Here is an 18,626-nt window from a genome sequence, read left to right on the forward strand (position 1 = left end):
GAAGCAACTGTGGAGATTCGCGCGGCGACCGTGCTCCCCGCCCGGCGCGAGCCGATCGAACTGCACACGGGCGACGGCCTGACCCTGGTGGGTGAGCTGGCCCTGCCACTCGACCGTCCCCCTGTGGCGACGCTGGTGACCCTGCACCCGCTGCCCACGCACGGCGGGTTCATGGACAGCCACGTCTACAAGAAGGCCGCCAACCGGCTGCCCGCCCTCGCCGACCTGGCCGTGCTGCGCTTCAACACCCGGGGCACCTCCTCCGAGCGCGGCACCTCGGAGGGCACGTTCGACGGGGGTGAGGGGGAGCGGTTCGACGTCGCCGCGGCGCTCGAGTACGCCGAATACCACGACCTGCCGCACGTGTGGGTGGTCGGCTGGTCGTTCGGCACCGAGCTGACGCTGAAGTGGGCGCACGACCCGCTGGTGGAGGGTGCCATTCTGCTCTCGCCACCGCTGCACAGGGCCACGGACGACGACCTGGACGCCTGGACGAGGTTCGGGCGGCCGCTGGTGGCGCTCGTGCCCGAGTTCGACGACTACCTCCGGCCCGACGAGGCCCGTGAGCGGTTCGCGCGGGTGCCGCAGGCCGAGGTCATCGGGGTGGACGGGGCCAAGCACCTGTGGGTGGGTGAGCCGTACGTCCGCATCGCCCTGAACGAGATCGTCAAGCGGATCAACCCGGCCGCGTGGCCGCTGCCGACGGAGGTCTGAGACGCGCTCTGACGGAAATTTCCGGATGGGTCGCAGCCATGAAGGAAACTTTGAGCAGAATGAGCAAAACTCTAGACCTGCTGCTCTACCAGGGTGAAAATCCGATCGTCAACCGAAGATCGTGGAAACGCCGGGCGGGTGGTCCGTCCCGCGCGTAATCCCAGCTCACCTTGGGCGAGGACGTATGCGGGCATTGCGTGGGTTGGTTGCGGCGGCGTTAGCCTTCACGATCATTGCGATACCAGATCCGGCGCCCGCGGAGACACCTACCGTCCAACGGCCTGCGGAGACACAAACCGTCCAGCCGCCCGAGGAGTCCGCTCTCACGCTCGCCCGCACAGGGGGCAAGCCGGTCGAGGTCGAGTCGCTGCGCAACGAGACCCGCCAGGTCTGGGCCAAGCCCGACGGCACGTTCACCCTGGAGCAGTACGTCCGCCCGGTACGCGTGCGCAAGGCCACCGGCTGGGTCCCCGTGGACACCACGCTCCGCATGCGCCCCGACGGCGCGGTGGAGCCGGTGGCCACGGCGGCCGGCATGACGTTCTCCGGCGGCGGCACCGCCCCGCTCGCCCGCCTGTCGCGCGGCGCCAAGTCCCTGGAGCTCGGCTGGCAGGGCACCCTGCCCAAGCCCACCCTGAACGGCGACACCGCCACCTACCCCGAGGTCGCGCCGGGAGTCGACCTCCAGGTCACCGCGGACGTGGACGGCTTCTCGCACCTCCTGGTGGTCAAGTCGCGGGAGGCGGCGGCGAACCTGACCGAGCTCGCCTACCCGCTCACCACCAAGGGCCTGTCGCTGAAGTCGGACACGGCAGGCAACCTGGAGGCCCTCGACAACGGCGGCGGCACGATCTTCATCGCGCCCACGCCGAAGATGTGGGACTCCGAGGGGATCACGAGCCCGCAGGCGCTCAAGGAAGGCCGCTCTCCGGAGGCCAAGCAGGCCACGATGGGCGTGGAGTTGGCGGGCAGGCAGCTCCGGCTGAAGCCGGACAGGAAGATGCTGGCGGATCCGAAGACCAAGTTCCCCGTCTACCTGGACCCGTACTTCTCGGCCTCGCGCGGCTCGTGGACGGCGGTCTGGAAAAACTGGCCCAACTCCAACTACCTCAACTCCAGCGACGTCGCCCGCGTCGGCCACATCAGCTCCACCCAGACGAACCGCTCGTTCTTCCAGATGGCCACCGGCTCCACCATCCACGGCAAGCAGATCATCAAGGCGACGCTGCGTACGTATGAGACGTGGTCGTACTCATGCGACGCCCGCAAGGTGGAGGCCTGGGGGACCAGCGCGATCAGCAAGAGCACCACCTGGAACAACCCGCCGACGAAGAGCAGGTTGCTCTCCACGGTGAACGTGGCCAAGGGCTATGGCACGGGGTCCTGCGCGCCCGGCGGTGTGGAGTTCGACGTCACGTCGTGGGCCGCCGACGCCGCCGCCAAGAAATGGTCCACCATGACCATCGGGCTCTACGCCACCAGCGAGACCGACTACTGGGCCTGGAAGAAGTTCAAGAACAACCCGGTCGCCGTCATCGAGTACAACTCGATCCCGACCGACCCGGTGGCCGCGGACACGTGGTCGGACCCGGGCGGCGCCTGCGTCTCCGGCGAGGGGCGGCCGGTCATCAGCACGGCCACGCCGAAGTTGTGGGCCAAGCTCAAGGACACCGACAACTCGGTCAAGGGCCACTTCGAGTGGTACAACGCCGCCGGGACGAAGACCGGCGAGTACGTCACCGGGACGGGCTCGTCCGGCTCCGCCTACTACGCGACGATCCCGACCAGCCTGTACGCCGACGGCGCGCTCATCCGCTGGCACGTACGCGCTGAGGACGGAAAGGCCACCAGCGCCTGGAGCCCCTGGTGCGAGGCCACCGTGGACGCCACGGCCCCCGGCAGGGAACCGGTCGTGACCTCGCCCGAGTACTCCGAGGACACCTGGAGCGACGGAGTCGGCCTGGCAGGCACGTTCACCTTCGACCCCAACGGCGTCACCGACGTGGCCGCGTACCTCTACGGGCTCGACACCACGCCCAAGACGGAGGTCGCACCCGGCGCGGACGGCAAGGCCACGATCGCGCTCACGCCCAGCCATGACGGCCCCAACGTCCTGTCGGTCCGCAGCAAGGACCGCGCGGGCCAGCTCGGCCCGATCCGCACGTACGTCTTCAACGTCAACGCGGGCAAGGCCGCCAGCGGCCACTGGGCGCTGGACGAGGGCCAGGGCACCGCGGCCGCCGACGCCGCGAACGCCCACCCCGCGACCCTCTACGGGGCCACGTGGACGACCGGCAGGACCGGCATGGGCCTGCGCCTGGCCAACGCGTACGCGCAGACTTCCGGCCCCATAACCGACACCAGCCGCAACTTCACCGTCACCGCCTGGGCCCGCCTGACGGGCAACGGCGCCACTGCCACCGTCGTCACCCAGGAAGGCGCGAGGACAGGCGGCTACGCGCTCCAGTACTCCAAGCCCGACGACCGCTGGGCGCTGACCCGGGCGGGCACTGACGCCGACGGCGCCACGACCGTCCGCGCCCTCTCCGCGGCCGCCCCGAGGCTCAACGAGTGGACCCACCTGGCCGGCGTCTACGACTCCGCGGCGGGCCGGCTCTCGCTCTACGTCAACGGCAAGCTGGAGTCCTCAGTCGCCTTCACCCAGCCGTGGAACGCCACCGGGCCGCTCACCATCGGCCGGGGCAAGGTCAACGGCGCCGCGGCGGAGTACTGGCCGGGCGATGTGGACGAGGTCCGGGTCTACGGCCGGGCGATGTTCGCCGACGAGGTCGCCGACCTGGTCAACAGCGCCGCCACGCTGGTCGGTCACTGGAAGCTGGACGAGGAGTCCGGCACGTCGGCCGCCGACTCCTCGGGCCGGGCCACGGCCGCGACGCTGGCCGGGGGCGCGTCGTGGACCGCCGGCTGGCTGGACGGCGCGCTCGCGCTCGACGGCGTCAACGGCTACGCCCAGACCACGGCCGCCCCCGTCAACACCAAGTCGAGCTTCACCGTCGCCGCCTGGACCCAGCTCGACTACGTGCCGACCGCCGACACCGCGGCCGTGGCACAGCCGGGCAGCAGGACGGCCGGGTTCCAGCTCGGCTTCGACAAGGAACAGGGGCGGTGGACCCTCGGCATGCGCGCCGCCGACACCGACACGGCCGCTCTCGTACGCACGCGCTCCGACGCCATCCCCAACGCGCTGGAGTGGACGCACATCGCCGGCGTCTACGACGCGCTGGCCGGCGAGCTACGCATCTACGTCAACGGTCAGCTCTCCACCACCACGATCACCGACCACGTCAGCGCGTGGAACGCCACCGGCCCGCTGCAGCTGGGCCGGACCAAGACCGCGGGCGCCTTCACCGGCTACTGGCCAGGAACCGTGGACGACGTCCGGACCTATGACGGCGTACTGAGCGCCGAGCAGATCGCCCAACTAGCCGCCCAGTAAATCCCAGCACCTTCAGCCACCCAGTAAGTCCCGATCAGCACCCCGACTGGGAGAGGTTCATGGACCTGCCGAGTGAGTTAGACCTGCCCGAATCCCGCTGGAACCGAGCTCACCAACCCGACGAACCCGACAATCCCGACCCTTACTGGAACCGTTTCCTGGAGCCCAAGCCCGAGTCGTCCTGGCCCCGCAGGCTCGCGGCGGTGCTCTCCATCGCCCTCGTCGTCCCCCTCACGTACGCCATGCCTGCCGAGGCCGCGCCCCGGTCGGCCCCCTCGGTGCAGAACGAGAAGCCGGTCAAGGGCACGAGCGTCCCGGTCCTGCCCCCGCTGGCCGATCCCGTCGAGAAACAGGCGTGGAAGGCGCCACCAGGCGTCACCTGGCCCAAACCCCAGGCGGCGGAGCTGGGCGGCACCGGGGCGAGCACCCTGGCGGCGACCGGCTTCCCCGTGAAGCTGGCCCCGCAGACGGGCGCCGCCGCCAAGGCCGAGGCTTCCGACCCCGTACGCGTCGAGCTCCTCGACTCCAAGCTGCTCGGCCTCGCGATGCGCGTATCGCCCGGCCAGGGAGCGAGCCTCAAGGCCGCGTCCGGCAAGAAGACCCGCCTGCAGATCGACTACTCCGGCTTCCGCTACGCCTACGGCGGCGACTACGGCTCCCGGCTCCGTGTGGTCAAGCTGGAGGACTGCGCGCTGACCGCGGCCGACGGCTGCGCCGCGCCCCAGCCGGTCAAGAGCGAGAACGACACGAAGGCGGGCACGCTGACCGCCGAGTTCGAGTCGGCCGGCCTGTACGCGGTCACGGCCGCCGCCTCAGGCCCGTCCGGCGACCACGCCGCCACCTCACTCGCGCCGTCGGCGAGCTGGAGCGTCGGAGCCCAGTCCGGTGACTTCAACTGGGACTACGACCTGCGCACTCCTCCCGCGCTGGGTGGCGACGAGCCGGAGCTGTCGATCGACTACTCCTCCCAGAGCGTGGACGGCCGCACCGCCTCGACCAACAACCAGCCGTCCTGGGTCGGTGAGGGCTTCGAGCTGAACCCCAGCGGCTACATCGAGCGCCGCTACAAGTCCTGCATGATCGACGGCAAGAAGACCGGCGACCTGTGCTGGGACGGGGAGAACGTCACCCTGTCGCTCGGCAACTCGGCCGTCGAGCTGATCAAGGACGCCACGACCAAGCAGTGGCGGCCCAAGCGTGACGACGGCACCCGGATCGAGTACCTCACCGGGGCCACCAACGGCGACAACAACGGCGAGTACTGGCGCGTCACCGGCGCCGACGGCACCCAGTACACCTTCGGCCTGAACCGCCTGCCCGGTTGGGTCACCGGCAAGCCGGAGACGAAGTCGGTGCAGACGGTGCCGGTGTTCGGCAACAACAGCGGGGAGCCCTGCTACTCCAGCACGCCAGCCAACGCCTGGTGCCAGCAGGCCTACCGGTGGAACCTCGACTACGCGGTGGACACCCACGGCAACGCCACCACGTACTGGTACGCGCAGGAGAAGAACTACTACGGCCGCAACATGAAGCCCGAACTGGGCACCGTGTACGACCGCGCCGGCTACCTCACCCGCATCGACTACGGCTACCTGCAGAACGAGCTGTTCACCAAGGCACCCGCCGCCCGCGTCGTCTTCGACGTGGCCGAGCGCTGCCTGCCCAGCGGCACGATCACCTGCGCCGCCGACCAGCTCAAGAAGGAGACCGCCAGCAGCTGGCCGGACGTCCCGTTCGACCAGATCTGCGACTCCGGCGTGAAGTGCGTCGACCGTCTGGCGCCGACGTTCTTCACGCGCAAGCGTCTGGCCAAGGTCACCACGCAGATCCTCAACACCGACCCGGCCAAGTGCGCGGGCGCGCAGTACTGCGCGGTGGACTCCTGGACGCTGACGCACCAGTTCCCCGCCTCGGGTGACGGCATGAGTCCGGCGCTGTGGCTGGCGTCGATCCAGCAGTCCGGCCATGTGGGCGCCACGCTCACGCTGCCCAAGGTCACGTTCACCGGTGTCCAGCTGCCCAACCGGGTGGACGCCAACGAGGGCCGTGCCCCGCTGGTCAAGTGGCGCGTGCAGGCCGTGAACAACGAGTCCGGCGGCGAGCTGCGCGTCAACTACTCCGCCGCCGACTGCAAGCCCGGCGACGTTCCCGCCGCCGACAAGAACACCAGGCGCTGCTTCCCGCAGCGCTGGTCACCGCCGAACGAGGCCGAGGTCAACGACTGGTTCCACAAGTACGTGGTCACGCAGACGGTCGAGGTGGACCGCGTCGGCGGCGCCCCCAACGTCGTCACCGACTACGAGTACCTCGACGGGACCGCCTGGCGCTACGCCGAGAACGCCCTGGTCAAGCCCGAGCACCGCACGTGGTCCGACTTCCGGGGCTACGGCCGGGTCCGGGTGCGCCAGGGCGACGGCCAGGACACCAAGCGCACGCTGACGGAGTTCCGGTACTTCCGGGGCATGGACGGTGACAAGCAGGCCGACGGCTCCAAGCGCAGCGCGCAGGTCACGGACTCCGAGGGCGTCAAGCTCGACGACCTCGACCAGTTGGCGGGCTTCGAGCGCGAGGAGATCCTCTACGACGGCGACGGCGGGGCCATCCTGACCGCCACGCTGGAGGAGCCCTGGTCAGTGAAGACCGCCCAGTCCACGGATGACGGCATCACCAAGGCCGCGTACGTGGTCGAGCCCAAGTCCATGGTCACCCGCACCGCGCTGGATGGAGGCAAGTGGCGGCGTACCGGCGAGGAGCGCGCGTACGACACCAAGGGCCTGCTCACCCAGGTGGAGGAGAAGGGCGACCTGGCCACGACCGACGACGACCAGTGCACCCGCTACACCTACGCCCGCAACGACACGAGCTGGATGCTCGACTACACGAGCCGGATCCAGAAGGTCGCCGCCGGCTGCGGCACCTCCGTGTCCACGCTGGCCGCCGGTGAGGTCATCTCCGACGAGAAGGTCCAGTACGACAACAAGGCGTACGGCCAGGCGCCGACCAAGGGCGACGTGACCACGGTCGAGCACACCGTCTCCGGGGACGGCGCGACGATCGTGGAGAGCACCCACACCTACGACGCCTACGGCCGCGAGACCAGCGAGACCGACGCGCTCGGCACCAAGTCCACCACCACCTACACCCCGACGGCGGGCGCGCCCCCGACCGAGATCAAGGAGACCAACCAGCTGGGCCACGTCGACCGCACCCTGCTCGAACCGGCCTGGGGAGAGCCGTACGCCGAGATCGACGCGAACAACCGCCGCATCGACATGGAGTACGACGCGCTCGGCCGCCTGGTCAAGGTCTGGCAGCCCGACCGCAGCAAGGCGTCCGGACAGTCGCCCAGCACCGAGTACGCCTACACGATGCGCACCGACGGTCCCAGCTTCGTCACCACGAAGACGCTGAACGCGGACGGCACCTACAGCGCCAGCCACGAGCTGTACGACGGCCTGATGCGCAAGCGCCAGACGCAGGAGCCCGCGCCCCGCGACGAGCAGACGCAGGACCCGGCGCTCCGTGACGGGCGCACGATCACCGACACCATCTACAACTCGCTCGGCGAGGCGGCCAAGTCCAACACCGGCTACTTCGCCACCGGGACGCCCTCCACCGACCTGCTCGCCGTGGCCGACGTGGACGTGCCCAACCAGGTCGCGGTGACCTTCGACGGCACCGGAGACGTCAACGCCCAGATCCTCAAGTCGAAGGGACAGGAGAAGTACCGGGTCAGCACCACGCAGCAGGGCGACCGGATCCACGTGACGCCGCCGCCCGGAGGCACCGCCACGACCCGCATCGGCGACGCCGAGGACCGGCTCATCGAGCTGCGCCAGTACAAGGGCGCCACCCCGACGGGCGAGTACGAGTCCACCAAGTACACCTACGACCAGGCCGGGCGGCTGTCCACGGTGACCGACGCGGCGGGCAACGTGTGGCGCCACCACTACGACATGCGCGGCCGCGAGATCAAGATGGAGGACCCCGACAAGGGCGCCACCACGATGACGTACAACGACGCAGACGAGCTGGTCAGCACCACTGACTCGCGCGGCAAGACGTTGTACTACGTCTACGACATTCTGGGCCGCAAGAAGGAGCTGCGCGAGGGCTCCGAGACCGGTGCGCTGCTCGCCGAGTGGCAGTACGACGCGCTGGCCAAGGGCCACATGAACGCCAGCATCCGCTACGTGGGCGGGCAGGCGTACAAGGCGGAGATCAACGCCATCGACACCGACTACCGCACGCTGCGCGAGACCGTCACCATCCCCGAGCGGGAGGGCAAGCTGGCGGGCTCGTACCAGCTCAACACCCGCTACACGATCGACGACCAGGTCCAGTCCGTCAGCTTCCCCGCCGGGGGCGGCCTGGCGGACGAGCAGGTCGTCTACACCTACGACGAGCTCAGCCAGCCGACCAAGGTCAGCGGCCTGTCCACGTACGTGACCGCGACCCGCTACTCCAAGCTGGGCGAGACCCTGCAGACGGAGCTGAGCACCGGAGGGAAGAAGACCTGGCTCACCTACACCCATGACGAGGCCACCCGCAGGCTGTCCAGGATGCGGGTGGACAGGGAGGGCGCCACGGCGACCGACCTGGACCTCAACTACACCTACGACGCGGTCGGCAACATCACCAAGATCGCCGACAAGGGTGCGAGCGGCCAGGACACGCAGTGCTTCAAGTACGACCACCTGCGCCGCATGACCTCGGCGTGGACGGCCACCGACGACTGCGCCGGCGGCACCCCGCAGTCGGACAAGATCGGCGGCGTGGCCCCGTACGCGGTCAGCTACGAGTACGACGCCACAGGCAACCGGACCAAGGAGATCAAGCACGCCTGGGGCGGCGCGGGTGAGACCACCCGTACCTCCACCTATCCGGCCCCGGGCGCTGAGCAGCCGCACGCGCTGCAGACCGTCGGGTCGGACCTCTTCGAGTACGACGCCGCGGGCAACACCACCAGGCGCAAGGTCGGCAACTCCGACCAGAGCCTGGTCTGGGACGCCGAGGGCAACCTGGAGTCGGTGACGGAGGCGGGCAAGACGACGTCCTTCGTGTACAACGCGGAGGGCGACCGGCTGATCCGCAAGACGCCGACCGACGCCACGCTCTACATCGACGACATGGAGTTGCGCTTCGACTTCGCCAAGGACGTCGTAGAGCAGACCCGCTACTACACCTTCGGCGGCGAGCCCATCGCGGTGCGGACGCCGGACAACCAGGTCTACTTCCTGGTCAACGACCACCAGGGCACCGCACAGGCGGCGGTGAACGCCGGGACCGGTGAGCTGGCCGTACGGAGGACGACGCCGTTCGGCGAGAACCGGGGATCGCCACCGGCGTTCTGGCCGGGGCAGCGCGGATTCGTGGGAGGCACTCAGGATTCCACGACCGGGCTGGTCCACCTCGGGGCCCGCGAGTACGACCCCAAGAACGGGCGCTTCCTCTCGGTCGACCCCGTCATGGAGGAGCAGAACCCGCAGCAGCTCAACGCCTACGCCTACGCCAACAACAGCCCCGTCACCATGAGCGACCCCGACGGTCAGCTGTTCTGGTTCGTCGCGGCCATCGTGGTGCGGGTCTCGGCGCAGATCATCGCGAGGAGGCTGGCGATGGCCGCCGCCAGGCGGGCCGCCATCGCGGCGGCGCGTGCGGCGGCAAGGCGGGCCGCACTCGCGGCGGCGCGGCGCCGGGCACTGGCGGAGGCCAGGAGGAGAGCCGCGGCCGAGGCCAAGAAGCGGGCCCTGGAAGCGGCGCGGAAGAAGGCCGCGGCCGCGGCCAGGAAGAAGCTCCAGGAACAGGCCAAGAAGAGAGCGGCTGAGAGAGCCAGGAAGGCGGCGACGGCACGGGCACAGCGGCGGGCCGCGGCGGCGGCGAGAAGAGAGGCGAGGAGAAAGGCCGCTGAGGCGGCGGCGAAGCGCCGGGCCGCGGCGGCGGCCAGGACGCGCAACAGGCGGGCCGGCCGGGTCCCCAGCGGGATCCAGCGGGCACGGCAGCGTCCGGCGCAGCGGCCGACCAGCCACAGGGCGCAGCAGCGGCAGACGCCGCCCAGGGACAGCCGGCAGCCGATGCAGCCACGGCCGAGCCAGATCTACCGCAACGACGGCTCGACCCAGCCGACCCAGTCCTACACCGTCTACCGTGACGGCCGGATGTATCCGGACGGACCGCCGCCTGCCGCCAGGCCCGGTGGCTCCGGCCAGGGCGAGCGGCAAATCTTCAGGCCGGAGAAGATCGAGCCGGAGAACACGAGGACGGGCACGATCGCCGAAACCGGCTTCAAGGTCACCCAGTACTTGGACAAGAGCGGGCTGGCCGACGCACTCGACATCATCATCTGGGGGCTGGGAGGTTAGCCCCTACTGACCGGACACCGGCGCGGGACCCTCATGGGTTCCGCGCCGGTGGCGTTTTCGGGGGCCATGTCCCTAGAATCTTGTTCGGTAATGATTTGAGGAGGCATTGTGGGCGCGTTCGATCTCAGTGGGAAGCAGGCTCTGGTCACCGGGGCGTCGAAGGGGATCGGGCGGGCCATCGCGCTCGCGTACGCCGAGGCGGGGGCCGACGTGGCGCTCGTGTCCCGGTCGGCCGAGACCCTGGCCGAAGTCGGCAAGGAAGTCGAGGCGCTGGGCAGGCGCGCGGTCGTCATCCCCGCCGACCTCACCGACCGCGAAGCCGCGGCCGGGGCCGTGGCGGCGGCGATCGACGGGCTCGGGCACCTCGACATCGTGGTCAACAACGCGGGCGGCTCGAACTTCCTGGTCGCGTTCAAGGACCTGCGGCTGTCGGGGTGGGACAAGCTGATGCGGCTCAACCTCGACTCGGCCATGACCGTCTGCCACACGGTCGCCCCCCACCTGCTGGAGCGGGGCGAGGGCACGGTCATCAACGTGGCCTCCGTGGCGGCGCTCGGCGCGCCCTTCCTGGCGCCCTACGCCGCCGCCAAGGCGGGGCTGGTGGCGCTGACGAAGACGCTGGCCGTGGAGTGGGCCCAGTCCGGGGTACGGGTCAACGCCCTGTGCCCTGGATGGACGGCCACAGACCTCAACCGCAACCTCTGGGAGGACGAGACCTCCGGGGCCGCCACGGTCGCCAGTGTGCCCATGCGGCGCTGGGGGACGGTGGAGGAGATGGCTCAGCCGGCCGTGTTCCTGGCCAGTTCGGCTTCGGCGTACATGACGGGTCAGGTGCTGTTCGTGGACGGCGGCGCCACGGCCATCTGAGCCGCCGCACCACGAAGTGACAGTGGGTTCCGCCGTCGCTGTCGCCGCGGGGGTGCACCAGCCCATTGCCTGGATTGTGCGCAGGAATTATTCACCAGGCAATGTCAGGATTATGGCGGACATTGGCGGAGTGCCGCCTTTATGGCTGCTTCTTACGGAAGCGGTCGGCGTTATCGGTGATATCGGCATACGACATTGAGTGCTTGCCGCCGTGAACCGGGTTACCGTGTCGTCCGTGCAGCTCTACACGAGATCGTCCGGGACCGGGCTCCCGGTTGTGCTGCTTCACGCGTTCCCGCTGTCGTCGGCCATGTGGCTGGCCCAGCGGGAGGGGCTGGCCAAGGCCTGCAGGGTCATCACGCCCGACCTGCGCGGCTTCGGCGGTTCGCGGCTGGGCGACGACGACCCGTCCATCGACCTGATGGCCGACGACGTCGCCGCGCTGCTCGACGATGAGGGCATCGACAGGGCGGTGGTCGGCGGGCTGTCCATGGGCGGCTACGTGGCCATGGCGTTCTGCCGGCGGCACCCCGACCGGGTCCTCGGCGTGATCCTGGCCGACACCAAGGCCGGCGCGGACCCGCCCCCGGCGAGGGACAACCGGGAACGTATCGCCCAGGCCGTGCTGTCCGACGGCAGCGGGGTGCTGGTCGACGAGGTGCTTCCCGGGCTCATCGGGCCGACGACCAAGGAGCGGCGGGCCATGGTGTTCGGGCGGGTCAAGGGGCTGGTGCAGTCCGCGCCGCCGGGTGCCGTCGCCTGGGCGCAACGCGCCATGGCCGCCCGGCCCGACTCGTTCGACACGCTGAGCGCGCTGAAAGTGCCGCTGCTTGTCGTCGTGGGGGAGGAGGACGAGCTGTCGCCGCCTGCCGACGCCGAGGCGATGGCGCAGGCCGTGCCCGATGGGCGGGTTGAGATCATCCCTAAGGCGGGCCATCTGAGCGCGGTCGAGCAGCCCGAGGCGTTCAACGCGGCGGTGGCGGAGTTCCTCAGGACAGAGCTCGGCGGCTCCCAGCGCTGACGCCTTCTGACGCGCGCGCCGTCGGCCTCAGCCGAAGCGTGGCGGGTTGCCGGGGCACGGCCGGGCGGGGCAGAAGCCCCCTCGCTCCAAAGGGCCTCAGACGCCGTCCTGGCGCGGCACCACGACCTCGCGGATGATCAGCGCGATCGCCGCGGCCACCGGGATGGCCAGCAGGGCGCCGACGATGCCCAGCAGCGCGCCGCCGAACAGCGCGGCGATCACCGTCACGGCCGGCGCCACGTCCACCGAGCGCTTCATCACCCTCGGGTAGATGAAGTAGTTCTCGACCTGCTGGTAGACGATGAAGAAGATCGCGCAGGCGATCCCGGCGGGCACCGACTGCAGGAACGCGACGCCGGTCACGAGCACCGCGCCGATCGTGGCGCCCACCAGCGGGATCAGGTCCGTCAGCGCGACGACCAGGGCGAGCGCGAGTGCGTACTGGACGCCTGCGACGGACAGGAAGATCCAGGACAGGACGCCCGCGATGATCGAGATCAGCACGTTGCCCGCGACGTACCCGCCGATGCCGGTGAGGATCTCCTCGCTGATCGCCCGCGTCCGCGTCCTCCGGGAGGACGGCACGAGCTTGAGCAGGTACTCCTTGATCGTGTGCAGCGAGCCGAGGAAGTAGAGCATGAGCACCAGCAGCGTCACCGTGGTGTACACGCCGTTCAGCACCACAAGCCCCGCGCCCATGATCCCGCTGGCCAGCGACGGCCCCAGTGTGGTCGTCACGAACGTCTTGAGCTGCGCCAATATCTGGTAGTCGGCGTCGAGCTGGTGCAGCGTGGGGTTCTTGCCGAGCTCGGTGACGTAGTCGGGCACTGCCGCGACGAACTCCGTCAGCTGCTGGCTCACCGGCGGCACCACTGCCAGGCCGAACAGCGCGAACGCCACGATGACCCCGGCGAACACGATCGAGATCGCGCCCCTCCGGGCCAGGCCGCGCCGCTGGAGGGCCTCGACGGCCGGGTTCAGGCCGACGGCCAGGAACATCGCCACCACGATCAGGATGATCGTACTCAGTGACTGGACGACCATCTGGGCGAGCGCGATCGCCGTCAGCACCCCGAGCCCGCCGACCAGCCCGAACAGGAAGGGGCCCCGGGCGAGCGGCTTCCCGGGCAGCCCGTACGGCTGCGCGGCGTCGTCGCTCTCCTGAGCCCGTGCTGCTTCCTTCTCCGCGGTCTTCGGTGGCTCTGCGGTGGTGGTGGGCTCGGTATCCGCGGACAAGGCGACTCCCAGGGAAGGTCGGCGGCAAACCCGTACAACTTATACAAGCTGATGGCAAAGAGAGAGCCTAGCGACCATCGGATCGCCAGGCCCTCTCCAACCTGCTATTCAGCCCCCGTGTGCAGCCCCATAGGCGGCCCGGCGGCTACTCCTGCCACCATTCGGCGTCGTCCTCGGCCTTGGTCTCGACCTTGGGAGCGGGCGCCGGGGCCGGGGCCTCGACGACGGCGGGCGCGGCGAGCGCGGGCTTCGGCGGGGCGGCCGTGACCGCGGGCTCCGGCTCCATGCCCGGCAGGGCGGCGCCACCGAGCAGCTGGCGCAGCTGGGCCAGGTGGCTGGTGATGCTGTCGCGCTGGCGGGTGAGCTCGTCGACCTGGCGCTGCATCGCCGTGCGGGTGCGCTCGGCCTCGTTCTTGGCCTCGGTGACGATCGTCTCGGCGCTCGACTTGGCGTCGGCCACTACCGTCTCGGCGCTCTTGCGGGCGTTCGCGACGAGCTGCTTGGCGTGCAGGTCGGCCTCGCGGCGGGTCTGCTCGGCCTGCTGGGTGGCCTTCGTGGCCCGCGACTCGGCGGTGGCGGCCCGCTGCTCGGCCTCGGCGACCAGCTTCTGCGTGGCGGCCTGCGCCGTGGCGTGGCGCTCGGCCTCCTGGCGCTCGGCCTCCTCCCGGCGGGAGGCGAGCTGGATCTCGAACTCGGCCTCGTCCTGCGCCCGCTTGGCCTCGGACTCCTCCAGCACCCGCTGGGCCTGCGCGCGCATCTCGTCGGCCTGGCGCTTGGCGGTGGTGAGCACCTCGTCGCGCTCGCGCTTGGTCGAGGCCCGCAGCTGGGCGACCTCACGCTCGGTGGTGGTGCGCAGCTTGGCGATCTCGCGCTCGGCGTCGGCCCGCTTCTCCGCCACCTCGTGGTCGGCGGTGGCCCGCAGCTTGGCGACCTCGCGCTCGGTGGTGTTGGTCAGCTCGTCGGCCTCCCGGCGGGCCGTGGAGCGGATCTCTTCGGCGTCCCGCTCGGCGGCGGTCCGCATCTCGTCGCTCTCGCGCGTGGCCTGGGCGCGCTTCTCGGCGGCCTCGGACTCGGCGGCGGCACGCAGGTCGGCGGCCTCGACCTTGGCGGCGGCCTTGATCTCGTTGGCCTCGGACCTGGCGGCCTGCACGAGCTCGGTGGCCTGCTCCTCGGCCAGGCGGAGCAGCTGCTCGATGCGGGCGCCGAGGCCGGAGTAGGTCGGCCGCTCCTGCTCCTGCAGCTGGCGCTGGGAGTCGGACAGATCGCGCTGCAGGCCCGTGACCTGCTCGCGGGCCTGACGTAGCTCCCCGTCGAGCTGCTTCAGGTGATCGTGGACCTGATGCCGGTCGTAACCACGAAGCACCACGTCGAACTCGCGTGCTGGGGCGTCTTCGAAGAAGTTGTTGAGCTGGGCGTCGATGTCGGACTGCATGGAGGCTCGATCCTGGGTTGTCGAGACGGCTACACGGGCCGGACGGGGGGTTCGGGGCATCCGATCCAGGAGCCTGTGCCTCGCGGCAGGCTCCATGTCCGGTGGAAGGTCAAGCGTACTCCGCTGGTGCCACCTGCGAAGCCCCGTCCAACTTTCTGCGTGACTAGTTACATTTGCGCGATTTGTGCCTTTTCTAGCGCTTGGCCGCCTGGACCAACTCCGTCAGCATCCCGCCCACGTCCTTGGGGTGCAGGAACGCGATCTGCGAGTCCATCGACCCGTGTCTTGGACGCTCGTCCAGCAGCCTCACACCCTTCTCGCTGATCTTAGCCATGGCGCCGGTGATGTCGGGCACGCCGAATGCCACGTGGTGGACGCCCTCGCCCCGCTTCGCGAGGAATTTTCCCACGGGGGAGTCTTCCGAGAGAGGCTCCAGGAGCTGAATGTAGGAGCCCCCACCTTCGCCGTCGGCAATGTGCAGCATGGCTTCTTTCACGCCTTGCTCCTCGTTCACCTCCCGTGCGACGACGGTCAGCTCGAACGTCTCCGAGAAGAACGCGATCTTCTCTTCGAGGTCCCTGCACGCGATCCCGATGTGGTCGATCCGCATGAACATGTGTGGTCCGCCTCCATAGCGAGCGTGCGACTACTCGTGGGTATGGTGTCAAAGAACCCGACGCGAGCGTAGGAGGCCGTTGTCATGTCCAGTTCCGTCATCGTGGCCGGAGCTCGCACTCCCATCGGCAAACTCCTGGGATCCCTGGCCGGGCTGCCGGCCGTGGAGCTCGGAGGCATCGCCATCAAGGCGGCTCTGGAGCGCGCCGGCGTGGCGCCGGAAGCCGTCGAGTACGTCGTCATGGGCCAGGTGCTCCAGGCGGGCGCGGGCCAGATCCCCTCCCGCCAGGCCGCCGTCAAGGCGGGCATCCCGATGACCGTCCCCTCCATCACCATCAACAAGGTGTGCCTGTCGGGCCTCGACGCCATCGCGCTGGCGGACCAGCTCATCCGCGCGGGCGAGTTCGACATCGTGGTGGCCGGCGGCATGGAGTCCATGACCAACGCCCCCCACCTCCTGCCGGGCCTGCGCAAGGGCGTCAAGTACGGCGGCTCGGAGGTCGTGGACTCGATGGCCCACGACGGTCTGTTCTGCGCGTTCGACCAGTGCGCGATGGGCGAGTCGACGGAGCGCTACAACGCCCGCCTCGGCATCGGCCGCGAGGAGCAGGACGCCCTGTCGGCCCGCTCCCACCAGCTGGCCGCCGCCGCCATCAAGAACGGCGTCTTCGAGGACGAGATCGTCCCTGTGGAGATCCCGCAGCGCCGCGGCGAGCCGCTGGTCGTCCGCGAGGACGAGGGCGTACGCGGTGACACGACCCCGGAGACCCTCGCCAGGCTCCGGCCCGCCTTCGCGGCGGACGGGACCATCACGGCGGGCTCGGCCTCGCAGATCTCCGACGGGGCGTGCGCCGTCGTGGTCATGTCGAAGTCCAAGGCGGAAGAGCTGGGCCTGGAGTGGCTGGCCGAGATCGGCAGGCACGGCAACGTGGCCGGCCCCGACGCGTCCCTGCAGTCCCAGCCGGCGAACGCCATCAAGCAGGCGATGGCCAAGCAGGGCGTCACGGCCGGCGACCTGGACCTGGTGGAGATCAACGAGGCCTTCGCCAGCGTGGTCCTGCAGTCCGTCAAGGAGCTGGACGTCCCTCTGGACAAGGTGAACGTCAACGGGGGCGGCATAGCCCTGGGCCACCCGATCGGGGCGTCGGGCGCGAGGATCGTGCTGACGCTGGCGTACGAGCTGAAGCGGAGGGGCGGCGGCCTGGGCGCCGCGGGCCTGTGCGGCGGCGGCGGCCAGGGCGACGCCCTGCTCATCACCGTCCCCAAGCCGTAAGGGCCTCGCCGCATGGCGAAGGTCTTGGTCACCGGGATGTCGGGCACGGGCAAGTCGACCGCGCTCGAGGCCCTGGCCGCGCGCGGGCACAGGACCGTCGACACCGACACCGACGCATGGAGCCACTGGGTGACGGCGCCTGACGGGTCGCCGGACTGGGTGTGGCGCGAGGACGCGATGGCGGAGCTGCTCGACGGGCACCGAGAGGGCAGCCTGTTCGTGGCAGGTTGCAAGTCGAACCAGGGCCGGTTCTACGCGCGGTTCGATCACGTCGTGCTGCTGAGCGCGCCCGCCGGCGTGATGCTGGCCAGGATCGCCGCACGCACCAACAACCCCTTCGGCAAGCTCCCCGAGGAGCGAGAGGCCATCCTGAACGACCTGGCCCTCGTGGAGCCGCTGTTGCGGGCCACGGCGACACATGAAATCGACGCCTCCGCGCCACTCGACAGAGTCGTACGGCAACTGGAGGCCCTTACACAGCGCGATGCCCCGGTCCGACCAGGAATGGACCGGGGCAACGCGACGAAGGCGTCATGAACCCGTGACGCCGCCCCCTACGGGGGCTGTTCAGCCCGGCCGCGAGGGAGGTTGCGGCCGGGCTGCTTGTGGGCGGTCATGAGGACAGGAACTTGGCGAGGACCGAGCGGTGGCGGCGCTCCGACCGCAGGCTCTTCCGGGCCTCCCGTGCGCGCCGCTCCTCGGCGGCCGCCCGCCGGAGTTCGGAGGCTTGGTACTGCATCACGGTGTATTCGAGTTCGGCGTTCATGGGAGTGCCCCTTGTGTTCGTGCTCCTTGTTCCCTGCACTCTTAAGACTCCTCCTAAGGCCCTCCCGGACACATCGGACGGATGCCCTATCTCCGGACGTATCGGGAGTAGGGAGATACTTAGGAGGGTGCACAGGGTGACTAAGGCGCCCGTGAGGTACTAGGGCTCGTCCGTGAACTTCACCGTGACCTTGGTGAAGCCGAGCGACTTGAGCAGGCCCGACACCATCGCCTTGGTGTTGGCGTCTGCCCTGGCGCGCAGGTCGCTCGCGACCGCCGCCTCCGAGATCTTCTTCTCCGCCAGCAGGTACAGCTCCCGCTGATCGCCCGGCGACCCGGACAGGAAGCCCTGGACCCGGTCGAACAGTCCACGCTGCTGCGCGAACACATAAGAGCGGCTGTTGTCCAGGTTCGGCTTCTCCAGCTGCGCCCGGGGCAGGCGCACGGTCGCCTGGGTGCGGTCCTCCGAGACCGTCACCGCGTTCGTGGCCAGGCCGGAGAAGTCGACGTACGCGTCCACCCCGCCCGCCCCGACGAACAGCGTGCGGGTGCCCTTGATCGCGTCGGGCAGGAAGTTGGCGTCCTTCTCCAGGTCAACGACCACCTGGAAGTTGCCCGTCGCGGCCTCGAAGCGGCTCAGGTCCTTGATGGACTGCAGCAGCACCGGCTGGCTGCGGTCGATGGTCCGCTCACCGAGCGGGTTGAGCCAGGTCCAGGCCAGGCGGCCGCCCACGACGAGGAGGACCGCCAGGACGAGGAGCCCCGCCACATATCGCCACCTGCGACGCCGCTCGGGGGTCACCTCGGGCGGCGTCGTACGGGAAGTCGTCATGCGAGCATGACTACCCGCCCGGCGATCATCAGTCCCAGCCGTTTGGTGACAT

General features: G+C 69.7%; 12 protein-coding genes. 7 read left to right on the forward strand and 5 right to left on the reverse strand.

The window, feature by feature from the left end:
- Positions 1-9 precede the first annotated feature (9 nt).
- The 5 genes from ACQPWU_RS10540 (at position 10) to ACQPWU_RS10560 (ending at position 12,421) form a co-directional block, all read left to right on the forward strand.
- A complete protein-coding gene (locus ACQPWU_RS10540; protein ID WP_433438645.1) occupies positions 10-714 on the forward strand; it encodes an alpha/beta hydrolase in 705 nt (234 codons plus the stop codon).
- A 193-nt stretch (positions 715-907) separates the two neighbouring features.
- Positions 908-4,171, forward strand: a complete 3,264-nt coding sequence (locus tag ACQPWU_RS10545) for a LamG-like jellyroll fold domain-containing protein (RefSeq protein WP_433438646.1) — start codon at positions 908-910, stop codon at positions 4,169-4,171.
- A gap of 59 nt (positions 4,172-4,230) precedes the next feature.
- Complete coding sequence (locus ACQPWU_RS10550; protein ID WP_433438648.1) at positions 4,231-10,533, forward strand: RHS repeat domain-containing protein; 6,303 nt, start codon at positions 4,231-4,233, stop codon at positions 10,531-10,533.
- A gap of 108 nt (positions 10,534-10,641) precedes the next feature.
- Positions 10,642-11,400 (forward strand): SDR family NAD(P)-dependent oxidoreductase, encoded by a 759-nt coding sequence (locus ACQPWU_RS10555; RefSeq protein ID WP_433438650.1) that lies wholly within the window; start codon positions 10,642-10,644, stop codon positions 11,398-11,400.
- Between the two features lie 235 nt (positions 11,401-11,635).
- Positions 11,636-12,421 (forward strand): alpha/beta fold hydrolase, encoded by a 786-nt coding sequence (locus tag ACQPWU_RS10560; RefSeq protein WP_433438652.1) that lies wholly within the window; start codon positions 11,636-11,638, stop codon positions 12,419-12,421.
- 96 nt (positions 12,422-12,517) lie between these two features.
- Here the strand turns inward: ACQPWU_RS10560 and ACQPWU_RS10565 are convergent, their stop codons facing one another.
- From ACQPWU_RS10565 to mce, 3 genes are all read right to left on the reverse strand, one after another.
- Positions 12,518-13,657 (reverse strand): AI-2E family transporter, encoded by a 1,140-nt coding sequence (locus ACQPWU_RS10565; protein WP_433438654.1) that lies wholly within the window; start codon positions 13,655-13,657, stop codon positions 12,518-12,520.
- A gap of 145 nt (positions 13,658-13,802) precedes the next feature.
- Complete coding sequence (locus ACQPWU_RS10570) at positions 13,803-15,089, reverse strand: DivIVA domain-containing protein (protein WP_433438656.1); 1,287 nt, start codon at positions 15,087-15,089, stop codon at positions 13,803-13,805.
- Between the two features lie 193 nt (positions 15,090-15,282).
- The gene (mce, locus tag ACQPWU_RS10575) at positions 15,283-15,705 is read right to left on the reverse strand and encodes a methylmalonyl-CoA epimerase (RefSeq protein WP_433438658.1); all 423 of its coding nucleotides are present in this window, start codon (positions 15,703-15,705) and stop codon (positions 15,283-15,285) included.
- A gap of 84 nt (positions 15,706-15,789) precedes the next feature.
- Between mce and ACQPWU_RS10580 the strand changes: the two genes are divergently transcribed.
- Together ACQPWU_RS10580 and ACQPWU_RS10585 are read left to right on the forward strand one after the other, a co-directional pair.
- A complete protein-coding gene (locus ACQPWU_RS10580) occupies positions 15,790-16,977 on the forward strand; it encodes an acetyl-CoA C-acetyltransferase (RefSeq protein WP_433438660.1) in 1,188 nt (395 codons plus the stop codon).
- A gap of 12 nt (positions 16,978-16,989) precedes the next feature.
- Positions 16,990-17,514, forward strand: coding sequence for an AAA family ATPase (locus tag ACQPWU_RS10585; RefSeq protein WP_433438662.1), 525 nt, complete (start codon positions 16,990-16,992; stop codon positions 17,512-17,514).
- Positions 17,515-17,590: 76 nt separating this feature from the next.
- On the opposite strand, the gene ACQPWU_RS10590 is transcribed toward ACQPWU_RS10585, so the two are convergent.
- Positions 17,591-17,743, reverse strand: coding sequence for a hypothetical protein (locus ACQPWU_RS10590; protein WP_433438664.1), 153 nt, complete (start codon positions 17,741-17,743; stop codon positions 17,591-17,593).
- 159 nt (positions 17,744-17,902) lie between these two features.
- The gene (locus ACQPWU_RS10595) at positions 17,903-18,574 is read right to left on the reverse strand and encodes a DUF4230 domain-containing protein (RefSeq protein WP_433438666.1); all 672 of its coding nucleotides are present in this window, start codon (positions 18,572-18,574) and stop codon (positions 17,903-17,905) included.
- Between the last annotated feature and the right edge of the window lie 52 nt (positions 18,575-18,626).

This window comes from Nonomuraea sp. CA-141351 (assembly GCF_050944675.1).
GTDB lineage: Bacteria > Actinomycetota > Actinomycetes > Streptosporangiales > Streptosporangiaceae > Nonomuraea.